We start from the raw sequence: 14,204 nt of genomic DNA, 5'->3' as shown, positions 1-14,204 counted from the left end.
TCCAGAGAAGCGGCAAAAGAAGCGGTGTAAACGAACACGTCACTCGACGTGCAGACGCGAGATCAGCGCCTCACGCTGGCGCAAGGCAAGCACCGCATCGTGCCCCATCTCGCGGGCCACCCGGGACAGCAACAGCTCGACGAGCATGAACAGGCTACTCATGGGGTTGAAAAAGAAGGCGCCCTCAGCCGGCGCAAGCAGCGTCGATTCGCTCAACGTGGCCAGTTGCGAGCTGGAATGATTCGTCAACGCCAGCAGCGAGGCGCCCTGCTCCACCGCCAGCCGGCAGTAGTCGATGCTCATCCGCGACTCGGGCCGAAAGGCGATGCCGATCACCAGATCCTCTTCGCCCAGCCGCAATGCCTGCTCGACGCTGACGCCAGCGTGCCCCGAGACCAAGTGCACCGAATCGCGCAGATAGTCGAGGTAATACGCCAGGTAATGCGCGGCCCCGAAGCTGGCCCGCAGGCCGATAACGTGGATCCGCCGCGCCTGCTGGATGCTAGCCGCTGCCGCCGCCAGTTGCGTCGTGTCCAGCGCCTCCACGGTGGCCGATAGATTTTGCATCTCTTGCTGCCATAGCGCGCGGTCATCGGCCAACGCGTCGCCCTCGGCCCGGGGCGTCTCGCCGAAATCCAGCAGACGCTGGGCACGCGTGGAATAGAAGGCGCTATCGCTAAGATCTTCACGAAACAGCGCCTGTAGCGCCTTGAACCCTTCCAGGCCGAGGGCATGCGCCAACCGCGTCAGGCGCGAAGGGTTCACGCCGTGGTGCTGCGCCAATTGCGAGATACCCGACAGGCTCACGGCCTCGGGCTGGGCCAATAAAGCCTCGAGCAATGCGAGCCCCTTGGCGGAAAGCTTCAGATCAGCGGCGTCACCGCGTCGAGCACGCAGCGCCAGCAGTTGCAGGTCGGCGTAACGCCGGGGTGGCAAGTCGACATTGTCGGCGGGCATGGCAGGCTCCTGATCCCCTCTCCTGAAAAGCTTTGGTCTCAAGATTAGGCATCCATTTCCCGTATTGCAAATTAATTTGCAATACGGGAAATAAAATATCGCACTCGCTGCTTATATGTCCTCCGTCACCCCCAGCCTGCCAACTGGCGAAGATGGGCATCACGCGCCTGCCCTGCCGACACCGGTGTCAGCCATACCTCGGTGCCCGGCTGGCATTGCGCCAAGCGCGCGCAGGCCAGCGGCGTCAACGCACCGAGTCGCGGATAGCCACCGATGGTCTGGCGATCGTTGAGCAAGACGATCGGCTGGCCGTCGGCGGGCACCTGGACGGCCCCCAGGGGAATGCCTTCCGAAACCATCCCTTCGCCCAGATAACGCAGCTCGGGGCCGCTCAGGCGCACGCCCATGCGATCGGCACGTTGATCGACCTGCCACGGCGTATTGAAGGCCTCGAATACGCTGGCACCGCTGAAATCGGCGATCTGCGCGCCGCCTACCAACGCCAACGTCATGCGCTCTCCATCTCCAGGTAACGTGCCCGCGCCCGAGGGTAATGTGCGCTCGCCCCCGGAGGTGCCTCCCGCCCATGTCAAGCAATCGCCTTCGGTCAGCACGCGCCCCTGGCCATCGAGCCCACCCAGGCTTTCGCGTACCGTGCTGGCTACGCTGCCAAGCACCGGCGCGGCATCGAGCCCACCCGGAAAGGCTAGATAGGCGCGCAGGCCGGTTCGAGGACTCTCGAACGCCAGGCGCTGACCGGCGGCGATAGTGAAACAGCTCCCTGGTGCCAGCGGCTCATTATCGAGCGTGGCGCCCAGGTCCGCCCCCGTCAGAGCCAGCGTCGTCGATGCCTCAGCATAGAGCGTCAAGCCGCCCACGGTGATTTCCACGCCGGGGGCTTGCGGCGCGTTACCCAGCAGCCAATTGGCCCATCCTAACGACACCCAATCGGCAGCACCGCCCTGGGTCACGCCGAGATGGCGTACCCCGAAGCGCCCGCCATCCTGAATCAGCGCCAGCGGCCCCGCGCGTTCGACGATCAATCCCTTCATGTCTGGGCCTCCGTGGGGGTATCGCCGCGCTCGGCCAGCGGCGTCGGGTCGCCGCCTTGCTCGATGAAGGCCTCGCGGGAGATTGCCTCGAAACGCACCTTGTCGCCGGGGCGAAATAGGCTGTAGCCCTCCCGGTCGCGCCCGAACAGCGCCACGGGCGTACGCCCGACGATGTTCCAGCCACCTGGCGAGAGCGTGGGATAGACCGCCGTCTGGCGTTCGGCAATGGCCACGCTGCCGGCGGCGACTTTCTGGCGAGGTGTCTTCAGGCGCGGCGTGGCCAGCTCATCGTCGAGACGCCCCATGAAGGCGTAACCGGGTGCGAAGCCCAGCGCGAAGACGCTGTAATCCCGCGCACAGTGCCGCGCGCTCACCTCCTCGGGGCTGACGCCAAGACGCTCGGCGATGCGCTCGAGCTCCGGCCCGACACTGACGTCGTACCACACCGGAATCACATGCCGCTGACCTTCGCCACTCGTCGCGGGCGTCAGGCCTTTGAGCGCATCACTCACCCGCGCACGTGCGGCCTGAAGGTCCAAGCATTCGATATCGTAATGCACCAACAGCGTGGTGTAGGACGGCACCAGGTCGATCAGCGCCTCGCCGAAGGCCGCACGCAGAGCTTGGTCGGCGGCCAGCATCCACGGCATGTTCTCTTCGTCGATACTGTCGAAGAGGCGCACGATGAGACTGTCCATCCCCACCGTTTCGATACTTGGATCGTTCACCGGTTCACTCCCGTGCCAGGCCATCGAAGGCGTAGCGAATGGCGCGCACTGCGGCCACCGACTCGGCATTGTCGCCGTGGACGCAAAGCGTATCGGCGTCCAGACGCAGCACGCTGCCGTCGTTGGCGGTCAGCGCTTCGCCCTTGGCGAGCGTCACTGCCTGCGCCACGATGGTCTCACGATCATGGTGGACAGCACCCGGCTCACGCCGCGACACCAGCCGTCCCTGAGGATCGTAGGCGCGATCGGCGAAGGTCTCGAACCACAGCGTCACGCCCATTTCCTCGGCCAGTGCCCGCATCGGCGCCGGATCCGCAGTGGCCATGGCGAGTAACGGCAAGGTGCGATCATAGGCCAGCACCGCGCGCATGGCGCCGCGCAAAAGCTCCGGGTCGCGGGCCATGTCGTTGTAAAGCGCACCATGGGGTTTGACGTAGCTCACGGACGTTCCCTCGGCGCGGCACATGCCCTCCAGTGCGCCGATCTGATAGAGCATCATGTCCTCGACTTCGCGCGGCGAACAAGCCAGCGAACGACGCCCAAAGCCTTGCAGATCGGGATAGGCGGGATGCGCGCCGACGCGTACGCCGTGTTGCACGGCCAGTGCCACGGTGCGACGCATGATGTCGGGATCGGAGGCATGGAAGCCACAGGCGATATTGGCGCAATCGACATAGGGCATGACCTCGTCGTCGAGGCCCATTTTCCAGTTGCCGAAGCTCTCTCCCATATCGCAGTTGAGAAGCGGAAGGGGCATGAACGTGACCTCTTTTATTGTCGTCGGCTTGCACGGTTGCGGTATTTCACTCTAAGAAAGCCCGCGAGGCCCGGTCCAATCGTTTTTCGTGATGCGCGATATCGGAGGAACCTTTCATCGCAGCGCGTGGGAAAACGAGTTGACGCCGCACAGCGCCGGGCTAAAGAATCGAGGCTCACGAATACCAATCACAACAGACCCCGAGGAGACCATCATGGCTGTCAGCGATCCTTTCCACCTCGCCGTTCAAGTCCGTGACATCGACGAGGCACGGCGTTTTTACGGCGATTTCCTGGGCTGTCCCGAAGGACGCTCATCGGAGAGCTGGGTCGATTTCGACCTCTTCGGGCACCAGTTCGTCTGTCACCTCAACCCCGCCCTGAAGGACAACCCCGTCGCCAGCCACAAGAACCCGGTGGACGGTCACGGCGTGCCGGTGCCGCATTTCGGCGTGGTGCTGGAAATGCCCGCCTGGCAAGCCCTCGCCGACAAGCTGAGCGCCCATGGCATCGCCTTCGAAATCGAGCCCTACGTACGCTTCAAGGGCGAACCCGGCGAACAAGCCACCATGTTCTTCTACGACCCCTCCGGCAATGCCCTGGAGTTCAAGGCTTTCAAGGATCGCGAGACGCAGCTGTTCAAGAAAGCGTAGCTTTTCAAGAAGACATAGTACCCGCCGCCACTTCCCTTCCGCCGCGCGGGGGTCGCGCGGCGACCTGTACAGGAACACCGATGTTCGATTTCAAGGAACTCGAGGCCTTCGTCTGGGTGGTGCGCCTGGGCTCGTTTCGCAAGGGCGCAACCAAGCTGCACGTCACCCAGCCGTCGATCTCGGATCGCATCACCCGACTAGAAGACAGCGTCGGCGAATCGCTTCTCGACCGCTCGGCACGCCCCGTGCAACCCACGCTTCGTGGCCGCGAGTTCTTCACCCATGCGGAGCGCCTGCTCGAGGGGCGCGACGAGGCCATGCGGCTGTTCCAGGACGAGGAGTCGTTCTCCGGCACGCTGCGCCTGGGCGTTATCGAGACCATCGCCAGCAGCTGGTGTCCGACCTTCATGCGCCGCCTGGCTGAGCGCTACCCGCAACTGACCATAGAGTTAATGGTCGATATTTCCCCCTTCCTACAGCAACGCCTGGCCGAGAACGATCTCGACATGTTATTCGCCATGGACGGCCTGTCGCCGGGACTTTCCGCCATCCAGACGCCGCTTTGTACCTTCGAGATGGGCATGTTCGCGGCCCCCGAGCTGGCCGCAACCCTACGCCATGGCGATATGACGACCTTCGCCGACACGGCGTTCATTTCCTTCAGCAAGCAGGCGCGGCCGTACAGCGAGCTGGTTGCCTACCTCACCGCATTGGGCATCGACACGCCACGCATTCACTCCACCAGCACGCTGATGACCATCATGCGCATGAGCATCGAAGGGCTTGGCATCGGCGTATTGCCGGTCGCCACGGTACGCGATGCCGTGGACGCCGGTAGCCTGGTGCGCCTCACGCTGGAGGAACCGTTGCCGCCGATGATCTATGACGCCATCTGGCGCCGCTCCAACTACCCGAGTTTCTGTGCCAGCGTGGCTCGCCTGGCCAAGCAATGCGCCGCCGATTACGCTCAGGATCACGGAAAGCTTTCATCACCTACCACGATGAAAGGCTACGTCGATACTTGACATCAGAATTAACGATTTGACGCCAACACATCGCCACTTGAAGAATGAATTCGTCTTCCAAGTTCAATAACAATGAGGAATTGAACATGCGTACGATGCATTCTTTCGCCTGGCTCGCGGCAATCGGCTCGCTCGGCATTGCCAGCAGCGCCATGGCCGCACAATGGAACCTCGCCACACCCTACGGCGATGCCAGCTTTCATACCCAGAACACCAAACAATTCGCCGAGGACGTCGCCGATGCTACCGACGGCGAACTGGACATCAGCGTGCACAGCGGCGGCTCGTTGATCGCACACTCCGAAATCAAGCCTTCCGTTCGGCGTGGTACCGTGCAGGCAGGTGAAGTGTTCTTGTCTTCGCTCTCCAACGAATCGCCGATCTACGAAGTGGATACCTTGCCGGGACTGGCGGGTAGCTACGAAGATGCTTACGACCTCTGGCAAGCCTCCAAGCCGATCATCACCCAAATGTTCGCCGATGAAGGCCTGATGCCGCTGTACGCCGTGCCGTGGCCGGCGCAGGGTATCTATACCGACTTCGAGCTGACCGATGCCTCGCAATTCGAGGGGCTGCGCGTGCGTGCCCCCAACATCAACACGCAGCGCTTCGTCGAGAATCTCGGCGGCATGCCCACGGAAACCGAAGAGGCCGATATCCCAACCGCGTTCAGCACTGGGCGCGTCGACGCCATGATCACCTCAGTCTCCACCGGCAAGTCGATGTCCGCCTGGGACTATGTCTCGCATTACAGCGACGCCAACCTGTGGTTGCCCAAAAACATCGTGTTCATCAATAAGCGCGCTTTCGACCAGCTCGATGACAAGACACAGCAAGCCGTGCTGGATGCCGCCGCCGAGGCCGAACGGCGTGGTTGGCAGGCCAGCCGCGAGGACAGCGCCGAGAGCGCCAAGGCCTTGAAAGAACACGACATCACGATTTCCAAGCCCAGCGGCCAGTTGGCCGAGGACCTCGAATCCGCGGGTGACTCGCTGTTCGAGAACTGGCAGGAACGCGCCGGCGATCAGGCCAAGACGCTGATCGATCGTTACCGCGAGCGCCAGGCCGACGACTGACGCGTCACATCCGACCCAAGACGACACCTGAAACTTCGTGATCGCCATAATGCATGGCGGTCGCGAACGGAAAGTGACGTCTTAGCCCCCGATTCGTGAGTGACCGACATGACCTACCGACTCGACAGACTCTATCGCCTCGGCGCGTGGGGCGCCGCGGCTTGCATGCTGACGATCTGTGCCATCGTCACCTTTCAAGTGCTACTGCGCTGCCTGGATGCGCTGCTGCTCTTGGTGGGCAACGCGCGCCTAGGGCTCGAAATTCCCGGCGTCTCTGAAATGGCCGCGTATCTACTGGTGGGCGCCACTTTTCTAAGCATGGCCTATACCTTCACGCATTACGCGCATATCCGCGTGACGCTGGTCATTTCACGCCTGCCGCCGCGTGCTCGCGTATGGGTCGAAACGCTCTGCCTGCTAGTGTCGCTAGCGCTTAGCGTTTTGCTTACCTGGGAGCTGGTGGGCCTGGTGCGTGAAAGCCTCGAATACAACGATGTCTCCTCAGGATTGCTCGCCATTCCATTATGGATACCGCAAAGCGTTCTCGTCGTCGGCATCGCATTGATGTGCATGGCGCTTCTCGAAACCTTGCTGGGGACCCTGCGCACGGCTTTCACAGCCCCTGCCTCCTATGTGGCGCCCGAGCTACAGGACGGTGACTCATGATCCGCCATACGCGAGAGGATGCCTTGTCATGCTGACCCTAAGCCTCGTTACGATCCTCGTCCTGGCGCTGCTGCTCGGCGGCGGCGTGTGGATCGCCTTTGCCCTGCTAGGAACCGGCTGGATCGCCCTGACGTTCTTCGGCAGTTTCGAGCCCGGCCCCATCCTGGCGTCCGACTTCTGGGGCGCCAGCTACGGCTGGGATTTGACCGCTCTACCCATGTTCGTGTGGATGGGCGAGATCCTATTTCGCTCAGGTCTTGCGGATAACATGTTTCGTGCCCTGGCGCCTTGGCTCAACCGCCTGCCAGGACGCTTGCTGCACTCCAATATCATCGGAAGCGGCCTGTTCGCCGCCGTATGCGGCTCCTCGGCGGCGACCTGCGCCACGGTCGGCAAGATGACGCTGCCCGAGCTGGAACGCCGCGGCTACGATGGCAACCTTGCCATCGGCACGCTGGCTAGCGCCTCGACGTTAGGCCTGCTGATTCCCCCCTCAATCATGATGATCGTCTACGGCGTTGTGACCGAGCAGTCCATCTCGCGGCTGTTCATCGCCGGCATTCTGCCAGGCTTGCTACTGCTGGGCCTGTTCATGACGTACTTGATCGTCTGGTCGTTGCTGGTCGGCGCCCGCCAGGGCCGCGCAGGACAGGCCGAGTCCCGCATGCCGATGCTGTCGAAGATCCGCAATAGCGCTCAGTTGATACCGCTGCTGGTACTCATCGGCGGTATTCTGGGAAGCATCTACGGTGGCCTCGCTTCGCCGACCGAAGCCGCCGCCGTGGGCGTGGTGTTGTCGATGCTGATCGCACGAGGCAACGGTCATTTCAACAAGACCATCTTCCTCGACTCGCTCTTCGCAGCACTGCGCACGGCCTGCATGATCGCCTTCATCATCGCAGGCGCCTCGTTTCTGTCCTCGGCGCTGAGTTTCACGCAACTGCCCATGCAACTGGCCAACGCCATTACCGAGATGGGCCTCTCCCCCACCATGCTGCTGGTGGTTCTGACACTCTTCTTATTGGTGCTGGGCTGCTTCCTCGACGGTATCTCGCTGATCCTGCTGGTCACGTCGATCATCATGCCGCTGATCGAAGGCGCAGGGATCGACCTCATCTGGTTCGGCATCTACCTGGTCATCGTGGTGGAAATGTCGCAGATCACACCGCCGGTCGGCTTCAATCTGTTCGTCATTCAGGGCCTCACAGGCAAGGACATCATCACCATCACCCGCGCCACCCTGCCGTTCTTCCTGCTGATGATCCTCGCCGTGGTGCTGTTACACCTGTTCCCCGAGATCGTGCTGTATCTGCCGCAGGCGATGAACTGACCCACACACTCCCCGCCACAACGCCAACGGCCGCTGGAATGCTCCAGCGGCCGTTGGCGTATCGAGCCGAAAGGGGCCGCGAGACTGACTCGCAGGGCTTACCCGCCAGACTTACAACGGTTTGACGCTCGGCACGGGCGCGGTGGCGTCCTTCGCCAGCGGGTTGCGCAGCGGCAAAGCGAACGGCTTGGCGTCGATCTCGAACTCATCCCCCGGCTGGGCACTGATACCGTCGCTGAAGCTCAGCGTTGCCGTACCGAAGAAATGCACATGAATGTCACCCGGCCGACAGAACTGCGCGTACTTGAAATGATGCGCCTCGAGATTGGCAAGGCTGTGGCACATGTTGGCCTCGCCGGAGATGAACGGCTTCTCCCATAGCACTTCATCGCCCCGCCTGATGCGCGAGGTGCCCTGAATGTCCTCGGGCAATTCGTCGAGCAGCAGTGTCGGTCCGAAAGAACAGGCGCGCAGCTTGGAATGCGCCAGATACAAGTAGTTCTCGCGCTCGGTGACATGATCCGAGAACTCGTTGCCCAGCGCGTAGCCGATGCGCCGCGGCACGCCGTCATTATCGATCAGATAGAGTCCGGCGACTTCCGGCTCTTCGCCACCATCCAGCGCGAAATGCGGCATGCGCAGCGCCTCACCCGGTGCCATGACGATGCCACCGTCTCCCTTGTAGAACCACTCCGGCTGCACGCCGAAGTCACCCGGCGCGGGTTTGCCGCCATCAAGGCCCTTGCGGAACATCTTCATCGAGTCGGTGAGTGGCTGCTCGCTCTGGTCCGCCTCGTTCATCTGGCGGTGCATCTTGTCACGCCCCTCGGCGCTGCCCAGGTGCGTCAGCCCGGTGCCGGTCACCAGCAAGTGCGCCGGGTCGGGATGGTCGAGCGGCGCCAGCAGGCGTCCTTGATCAGACAACGCCACGGCGTCGATACGCGCATCCCCCGGCCATTCTTTGGTCAGCGCGGCGAGCCCAACCTTGCGATCGAGCGCCGTGAGCGCCAGGGCATGAACGCTTTCTACGCCTTCCAGGCGACGGGCCTGCCTCGGGTCATCGTCGATCGCCAGGACCACGCGGTCTCCACTCTCGATTCTGGCTTGTGCGAGTTGCATGTAATGGGCTCTCCTGAAGGCCGAGTCGATGGCATGGCGGGCTCAGTCGTGATAGCTCACGCTGCGTCCGCCATCGATAGTAATACAGCTTGCGTTGAAAAAAGGATCATCCCTTTGCGCGTCGCGTTTGTTTCCAGCGGTCAAACATCACCGCCAGCAGCAGGATCGCCCCGCGTACCAAATATTGATAAAAGGTGGGCACGTTGAGTAGCCCCATGGCGTTCTGCACGCAACCCATGATCAAAACGCCAACCAGCACGCCGGTGATCGAGGCGACCCCACCCGACAACGAGACACCACCCAGCACACAGGCGGAAATCACCGCCAGCTCCAGCCCCATCGAGGTGTTGGGATCGCCAAGCCCCATCCGCGAGGCCAGCAGTACCCCGGCGATGCCCGCGACGACGCCCTGCAGGGCGAACACAGTAATCTTGAGACGCCGGACATTGACCCCAGCCAAGCTCGCCGCTTCGGCATTGCCACCGGTCGCCAGGGTGTTGCGCCCGAACGCCGTCATGTTAAGAACGATGCCGAAGACCACGAAGCAGGCGATCATGGTCCATACCGGCAGCGTCAGCCCCAGAAACGAAGCACTGCCCAGGTCGAAGAAGCTCGGCACCGTGACCATGACTGCATCACCGCCGGAGGTGATGTAGGCCAACCCACGCACGAACTCCATCGCCGCCAAAGTCGCAATCAACGAATTGATGCCGAACTTGGATACCACGAAGCCATTGAAGGCCCCCACCGCACCACCGGCACCGACTCCCACGAGCACGCCGATAAAGACGCTGCCCGAAGTAGACGTCACCACGGCAGCCACCACGCCGGTAAAGGCGACGATGGAAGCGACCGACAAGTCCACCTCGCCGAGTGCCAGCACCATCATCATCGTGGTCGCGATGGTCCCTATCAATGTCACCGAAAGCAGCAAGCCGACGATATTGCGACCGGTCAAAAAGTCCGGCACGAACAGCGCCAGGGACACGAACAAGACCAGGAATATGGCAATCAACCCGGAGGTGTCGAGCAACGTACGCAATGCCTTGGCCCGCGGTTTTGGTGCCGTCGGCGATGTATCGGAAGCAGCCAGTTTGTCTGTGCTCATGTGGTCAATCTCTTCATGTTGTTAGCTGGTGAGCAACGCGATTGGTGGCAACTCAAGCCGGAAGCGCCAATCCCAGCAGGCGCTCCTGGGTCGCCTGCTCGCGCGGTACGATATCGACCAAGGCGCCATTGCGCATGACGCCGATGCGATCGCAGATCGAGCTGACCTCAGCAAGGTCGCTGGAAATCACGATCACGCCCTTACCCTGTTCCGCCAGGTCATACAGCAAGGTGTAGATATCGCGTCGAGCCCCCACATCGATGCCTCGCGTGGGCTCGTCCATCACGAACAAGTCGATCTCTTCCGCCAGCCAGCGCCCGACAATCACCTTCTGCTGATTCCCCCCCGAGAGGGTATTGATCGGTGTGCGATGGTTCGGCGTCTTGATACTCAAACGCTGGATATAGGTCTTGGCGTTATCGGCTTCGCGCCCAGCATGACGAAACACGCCCCATCGCTTGAAGAAGCGCCGACAACTGATATTGAGATTGTCGGCGACACTCGCCACGGGAAAGATCCCCTGGGATTTGCGATCCTCGGGACACATGGCGATGCCGGCACGAATCGCCTGTTGAGGTGAAGTAAAGACACCGGTTTTACCACGAAATGTCACCTGCCCTTGGCTCGCCTTTTCCACGCCACACACCAGACGCATCAACTCGCTACGCCCGGCGCCGACAAGCCCAAAGAGACCGAACACTTCGCCGCGCTTCACCTCCAGGCTGACCGGTTCGTTAACACCGCGTCCCTGAAGGCTGTCGATATGCATCAATACATCGCCCATGGTGCGCTGCCTGAAGCCATAAACGTCCTCGATCTGACGCCCCACCATCTCGCCGACCAAGGTGTCTTGATCGACGCCTTCCAGCGTCTCGTGCGTGCGGATATGGCGACCATCGCGGAACACCGTCAGCGCATCGCACATCTCGAAGACCTCTTCCATGCGATGCGTGACGTACAGCACCACGCGCCCTTCCTCGCGCAAACGCGCGACGATGCGCTTGAGCTGCCGCGTCTCCTGCACGGAAAGGCTGCTGGTGGGCTCGTCGAAAGCAATGATCTTTGCGTCACGCAATAGCGCACGGCCGATCTCGATCATTTGCTGCTGCCCGATGGAAAGCTCCCGTACCTTGGTGGCCGGGTCAATCTCGCCTTCGCCGAGCTCCTCGAGAATTTCCCGGGCGCGCGCCCTCATGGTGCGCCGGTCGATAAAGCCGCCGCGTTTCGGCAATTGCCCCAAAAGCAGGTTCTCGGCCACCGACAAGTTGGGTGACAGAGTGAGTTCTTGATAGATGATCGCGATGCCCTGAGCCAACGCCTCCCGGGCATTGGCAAAGACATACGATTGGCCGTCGATCCACAGCTGGCCCGAGGTGGGACGGTTGACGCCGCTTAGCACCTTGAGCAAGGTCGATTTCCCGGCGCCATTCTCGCCCATCAAGGCATGCACCTCGCCGGCCTTCGCGGCAAAGCTCACACCGTCGAGCGCCCTCACACCGGGAAACTCGACGACAATGTCGTCGAAACTGAGAAAAGCCTCGGACATACGGCGCTCCTGAAGGAAGAAAGGGGCCCGCGCCCTGGGGCGCGAGCGTCGGTCTTACAAGCCCAACTCTTCCCGCACGTCCTCCCAGTTGTCCCGCGTCATCAGCTTGCCGGCGGTTTCGGTATTGGCCTTGGGTTTCTCTCCGTCGGTGATCCACTGGTAAAGGTTGTCCGCCGACTGGCGCCCATGCATGGTCGAACTCACGGCGACAGTGCCGTAGAAGCCAGTGGGCGTCTCACGCGAAAACTCAGCAAACGCCGCGCCGGAGCCGTTGATACCCACCCCGATGACCTGGTCCGGGTCGAGTCCGTACTGCTCGCTTGCGCGCACGCCTCCCAGCACGCTCTCTTCGTTGAGCGCATAGATCACCCAGTGCTCGAAATCGCCACGCTTGGAGAACACCGGCGATGCCGCCGAGAAGGCGCTGCTGGTATCGGTATTCTGCTGCGGCGCATCAAAGATGTTGTCTTTCTTGAAACCGGACTCGAGCAGCGCGGCCGTGGCACCATCGGTGCGTTCTTTCGCGGTCGGCAATTCATAGTTGGTGATACGCAGCGCCGCGACCTCGTCCGGGTCCCAGCCGCGGTCGTCCATCTCCTCGGCGATGGCGTTACCGACTTGCTCACCGATCTTATAACCGGACATCCCCAGATGCGGCACGTCTTTCATGGGCTCCCCGTCACTATTGAGGAAGCGGTCGTCGACGGTCACGACCTTCATGCCGTACTGCTTGGCGCGGTTCATGATTGCTGGCCCCAGCCGCACATCCGGCGGACAGATCACGAAACCCTGGGCGCCTTGCGAGTTGAGGTTATCGATGGCACTCAGCACTTCCTGGCCATCTTCGCCCGACAAACGCACCACTTCGAAGCCCTTCTCTTCACCCAACGCGGTCGCGGCCTTTTGCTCGTTGATGAACCACGCTTGTTCGGGCTTCTTGACGATGAAGCCCATCTTGACGTCCTCATCGCTCTGGGCTTGTGCCGTCAATGGGCCGGCGCTCAGCGCCAGGCCCACGGCCATTCCCAGTAACGTACGTGTCATGGGGCGTAGCGTACGCGTCCTCGGTGTTGTGAATGACATCCGGCGTCCTCCTGTATCCCTTGTGGGGGATTATTGTTGTGTTGCAGAACAGGTTCCTTAACAGTCTGAACAATAGGCATCAGCGAAATAACCGACTAATGCCACTTGACAGAAATACCGATATCCATTTTGTTATTGTTTTCTCCTGAGGCCAGACACCATGAGCTCCTTGCCCACTGACTGGTTCATGAAGGTGCGACTAAAGTTGCGCCATTTGCAGCTGTTCATCGCGCTGGACGAGCTACGCAATCTGCACCGCGCCGCCGAGCGCCTGGGGATGAGCCAGCCGGCTGCGTCCAAGCTGCTGGGAGAGTTAGAAAACCAGCTCGGCCTCGTGCTTTTCGACCGTCACCCGCGCGGCATCGCCCCTAACTGGTACGGCGAGACGGTGATTCGACACGCGCGCAGCATCATGTCGTCACTCCATCAGGCGGGCGACGAATTGAATGCATTGCATGCGGGCAGCGCGGGGAGTGTCTCGGTGGGCACGGTGATGGCGCCCGCCGTCACGCTGCTGACCAGCGCGGTGGAGCGCGTGCATCGCGACCGCCCCAACCTCAAGGTCAGCATCGATGTCGATGTCAGTCACGAGTTGATTCCGCGTCTCATGGAAGGCGAATTCGATTTCGCCATCGCGAGGATTCCCTCGACGCTTCCGGCGGGCGATTTCGTCTTCGAAGAGATCGGCGAGGAGGCTTTGTGCTTCGTGTGTCGCGCCGACCATCCGCTCGCTCAACGCGAGTCGCTGAGCCTGGCGGCGATGGTCGACTACCCCTGGGTATTGCAGCCGCCTGGCGCCTTGATGCGCCAGCGAGTCGACCACCTGTTCCTGCACCATGGTGTGGCGTTGCCGCGTCAAATCGTCGACACACCGGACATCCTGGTGGCGCTGGCAATGGTCGATAAATCCGATACCGTGACGGTGACCACGCGGCAAGTAGCGGATCTACTCTGCGACCAACCGCGCTTTCGCATTTTGCCATTCCCGGAGGCGCTGAGCGTGCAGCCTTACGGCCTAGTCAGCCTGCGGGAGCAGCGGCTTTCGCCCGGCGCGGCGGCGTTGATGTCGACCCTGCGCGACCTGATTCGCGAGCGCTGAAGACGC

14 protein-coding genes are annotated in these 14,204 nt (G+C 61.8%); 6 read left to right on the top strand and 8 right to left on the bottom strand.

What is annotated here, in order from left to right; genetic code table 11:
* Positions 1-39: 39 nt before the first annotated feature.
* The 4 genes from SR908_RS12700 to SR908_RS12685 all read right to left on the bottom strand — a co-directional run bounded on the left by SR908_RS12700 (position 40) and on the right by SR908_RS12685 (position 3,494).
* A complete protein-coding gene (locus SR908_RS12700) occupies positions 40-957 on the bottom strand; it encodes a MurR/RpiR family transcriptional regulator (RefSeq protein WP_097022623.1) in 918 nt (305 codons plus the stop codon).
* A gap of 125 nt (positions 958-1,082) precedes the next feature.
* Positions 1,083-2,009: a 5-oxoprolinase subunit C family protein gene (locus SR908_RS12695; RefSeq protein ID WP_246921787.1), complete on the bottom strand. Its 927-nt coding sequence runs from the start codon at positions 2,007-2,009 to the stop codon at positions 1,083-1,085.
* Positions 2,006-2,737: a 5-oxoprolinase subunit B family protein gene (locus SR908_RS12690; protein WP_261506104.1), complete on the bottom strand. Its 732-nt coding sequence runs from the start codon at positions 2,735-2,737 to the stop codon at positions 2,006-2,008. The genes SR908_RS12695 and SR908_RS12690 overlap by 4 nt, the downstream gene beginning before the upstream one ends.
* A gap of 4 nt (positions 2,738-2,741) precedes the next feature.
* A complete protein-coding gene (locus tag SR908_RS12685; RefSeq protein WP_246921785.1) occupies positions 2,742-3,494 on the bottom strand; it encodes a 5-oxoprolinase subunit PxpA in 753 nt (250 codons plus the stop codon).
* Positions 3,495-3,708: 214 nt separating this feature from the next.
* On the opposite strand from SR908_RS12685, the gene SR908_RS12680 reads away from it, so the two are divergent.
* From SR908_RS12680 to SR908_RS12660, 5 genes are all read left to right on the top strand, one after another.
* On the top strand, positions 3,709-4,146 hold the full coding sequence (locus SR908_RS12680; RefSeq protein WP_246921782.1) for a VOC family protein: 438 nt from the start codon (positions 3,709-3,711) through the stop codon (positions 4,144-4,146).
* Between the two features lie 80 nt (positions 4,147-4,226).
* Complete coding sequence (locus SR908_RS12675) at positions 4,227-5,171, top strand: LysR family transcriptional regulator (RefSeq protein WP_246921780.1); 945 nt, start codon at positions 4,227-4,229, stop codon at positions 5,169-5,171.
* A gap of 86 nt (positions 5,172-5,257) precedes the next feature.
* Entirely contained in the window at positions 5,258-6,247 is a 990-nt protein-coding gene (locus SR908_RS12670; protein ID WP_246921778.1) for a TRAP transporter substrate-binding protein, read from the top strand.
* A 108-nt stretch (positions 6,248-6,355) separates the two neighbouring features.
* Complete coding sequence (locus SR908_RS12665; RefSeq protein WP_246921776.1) at positions 6,356-6,913, top strand: TRAP transporter small permease; 558 nt, start codon at positions 6,356-6,358, stop codon at positions 6,911-6,913.
* Between the two features lie 28 nt (positions 6,914-6,941).
* The gene (locus tag SR908_RS12660; protein ID WP_246921774.1) at positions 6,942-8,243 is read left to right on the top strand and encodes a TRAP transporter large permease; all 1,302 of its coding nucleotides are present in this window, start codon (positions 6,942-6,944) and stop codon (positions 8,241-8,243) included.
* A gap of 111 nt (positions 8,244-8,354) precedes the next feature.
* Here SR908_RS12660 and araD1 read toward each other — a convergent pair whose 3' ends face one another.
* The 4 genes from araD1 to SR908_RS12640 all read right to left on the bottom strand — a co-directional run bounded on the left by araD1 (position 8,355) and on the right by SR908_RS12640 (position 13,060).
* A complete protein-coding gene (gene araD1, locus SR908_RS12655) occupies positions 8,355-9,362 on the bottom strand; it encodes an AraD1 family protein (protein WP_246921772.1) in 1,008 nt (335 codons plus the stop codon).
* A 106-nt stretch (positions 9,363-9,468) separates the two neighbouring features.
* The gene (gene araH, locus SR908_RS12650) at positions 9,469-10,470 is read right to left on the bottom strand and encodes an L-arabinose ABC transporter permease AraH (RefSeq protein ID WP_246921770.1); all 1,002 of its coding nucleotides are present in this window, start codon (positions 10,468-10,470) and stop codon (positions 9,469-9,471) included.
* A 52-nt stretch (positions 10,471-10,522) separates the two neighbouring features.
* Positions 10,523-12,016, bottom strand: a complete 1,494-nt coding sequence (araG, locus tag SR908_RS12645) for an L-arabinose ABC transporter ATP-binding protein AraG (RefSeq protein WP_246921768.1) — start codon at positions 12,014-12,016, stop codon at positions 10,523-10,525.
* A gap of 54 nt (positions 12,017-12,070) precedes the next feature.
* A complete protein-coding gene (locus SR908_RS12640) occupies positions 12,071-13,060 on the bottom strand; it encodes an arabinose ABC transporter substrate-binding protein (protein ID WP_246921765.1) in 990 nt (329 codons plus the stop codon).
* Positions 13,061-13,259: 199 nt separating this feature from the next.
* Between SR908_RS12640 and SR908_RS12635 the strand changes: the two genes are divergently transcribed.
* Positions 13,260-14,198 (top strand): LysR substrate-binding domain-containing protein, encoded by a 939-nt coding sequence (locus SR908_RS12635; RefSeq protein ID WP_246921762.1) that lies wholly within the window; start codon positions 13,260-13,262, stop codon positions 14,196-14,198.
* The last annotated feature ends 6 nt before the right edge of the window (positions 14,199-14,204 follow it).

Source organism: Chromohalobacter canadensis, from assembly GCF_034479555.1.
Taxonomy (GTDB): domain Bacteria; phylum Pseudomonadota; class Gammaproteobacteria; order Pseudomonadales; family Halomonadaceae; genus Chromohalobacter; species Chromohalobacter canadensis.
The sequence above is the reverse complement of the archived record's forward strand: the minus strand, read 5'-3'. Positions and strand labels throughout refer to the sequence as shown.

What these genes read in the sequence shown, in the direction of transcription:
- SR908_RS12635 (WP_246921762.1), top strand. Translation starts at nt 13,260, where the DNA reads ATGAGCTCCTTGCCCACTGACTGGTTCATGAAGGTGCGACTAAAGTTG.
- SR908_RS12660 (WP_246921774.1), top strand. Translation starts at nt 6,942, where the DNA reads ATGCTGACCCTAAGCCTCGTTACGATCCTCGTCCTGGCGCTGCTGCTC.
- SR908_RS12680 (WP_246921782.1), top strand. Translation starts at nt 3,709, where the DNA reads ATGGCTGTCAGCGATCCTTTCCACCTCGCCGTTCAAGTCCGTGACATC.
- SR908_RS12675 (WP_246921780.1), top strand. Translation starts at nt 4,227, where the DNA reads ATGTTCGATTTCAAGGAACTCGAGGCCTTCGTCTGGGTGGTGCGCCTG.
- SR908_RS12670 (WP_246921778.1), top strand. Translation starts at nt 5,258, where the DNA reads ATGCGTACGATGCATTCTTTCGCCTGGCTCGCGGCAATCGGCTCGCTC.
- SR908_RS12685 (WP_246921785.1), bottom strand. Translation starts at nt 3,494, where the DNA reads ATGCCCCTTCCGCTTCTCAACTGCGATATGGGAGAGAGCTTCGGCAAC.
- araG (WP_246921768.1), bottom strand. Translation starts at nt 12,016, where the DNA reads ATGTCCGAGGCTTTTCTCAGTTTCGACGACATTGTCGTCGAGTTTCCC.
- SR908_RS12665 (WP_246921776.1), top strand. Translation starts at nt 6,356, where the DNA reads ATGACCTACCGACTCGACAGACTCTATCGCCTCGGCGCGTGGGGCGCC.
- araH (WP_246921770.1), bottom strand. Translation starts at nt 10,470, where the DNA reads ATGAGCACAGACAAACTGGCTGCTTCCGATACATCGCCGACGGCACCA.
- SR908_RS12640 (WP_246921765.1), bottom strand. Translation starts at nt 13,060, where the DNA reads ATGACACGTACGTTACTGGGAATGGCCGTGGGCCTGGCGCTGAGCGCC.
- SR908_RS12700 (WP_097022623.1), bottom strand. Translation starts at nt 957, where the DNA reads ATGCCCGCCGACAATGTCGACTTGCCACCCCGGCGTTACGCCGACCTG.
- SR908_RS12695 (WP_246921787.1), bottom strand. Translation starts at nt 2,009, where the DNA reads ATGAAGGGATTGATCGTCGAACGCGCGGGGCCGCTGGCGCTGATTCAG.
- araD1 (WP_246921772.1), bottom strand. Translation starts at nt 9,362, where the DNA reads ATGCAACTCGCACAAGCCAGAATCGAGAGTGGAGACCGCGTGGTCCTG.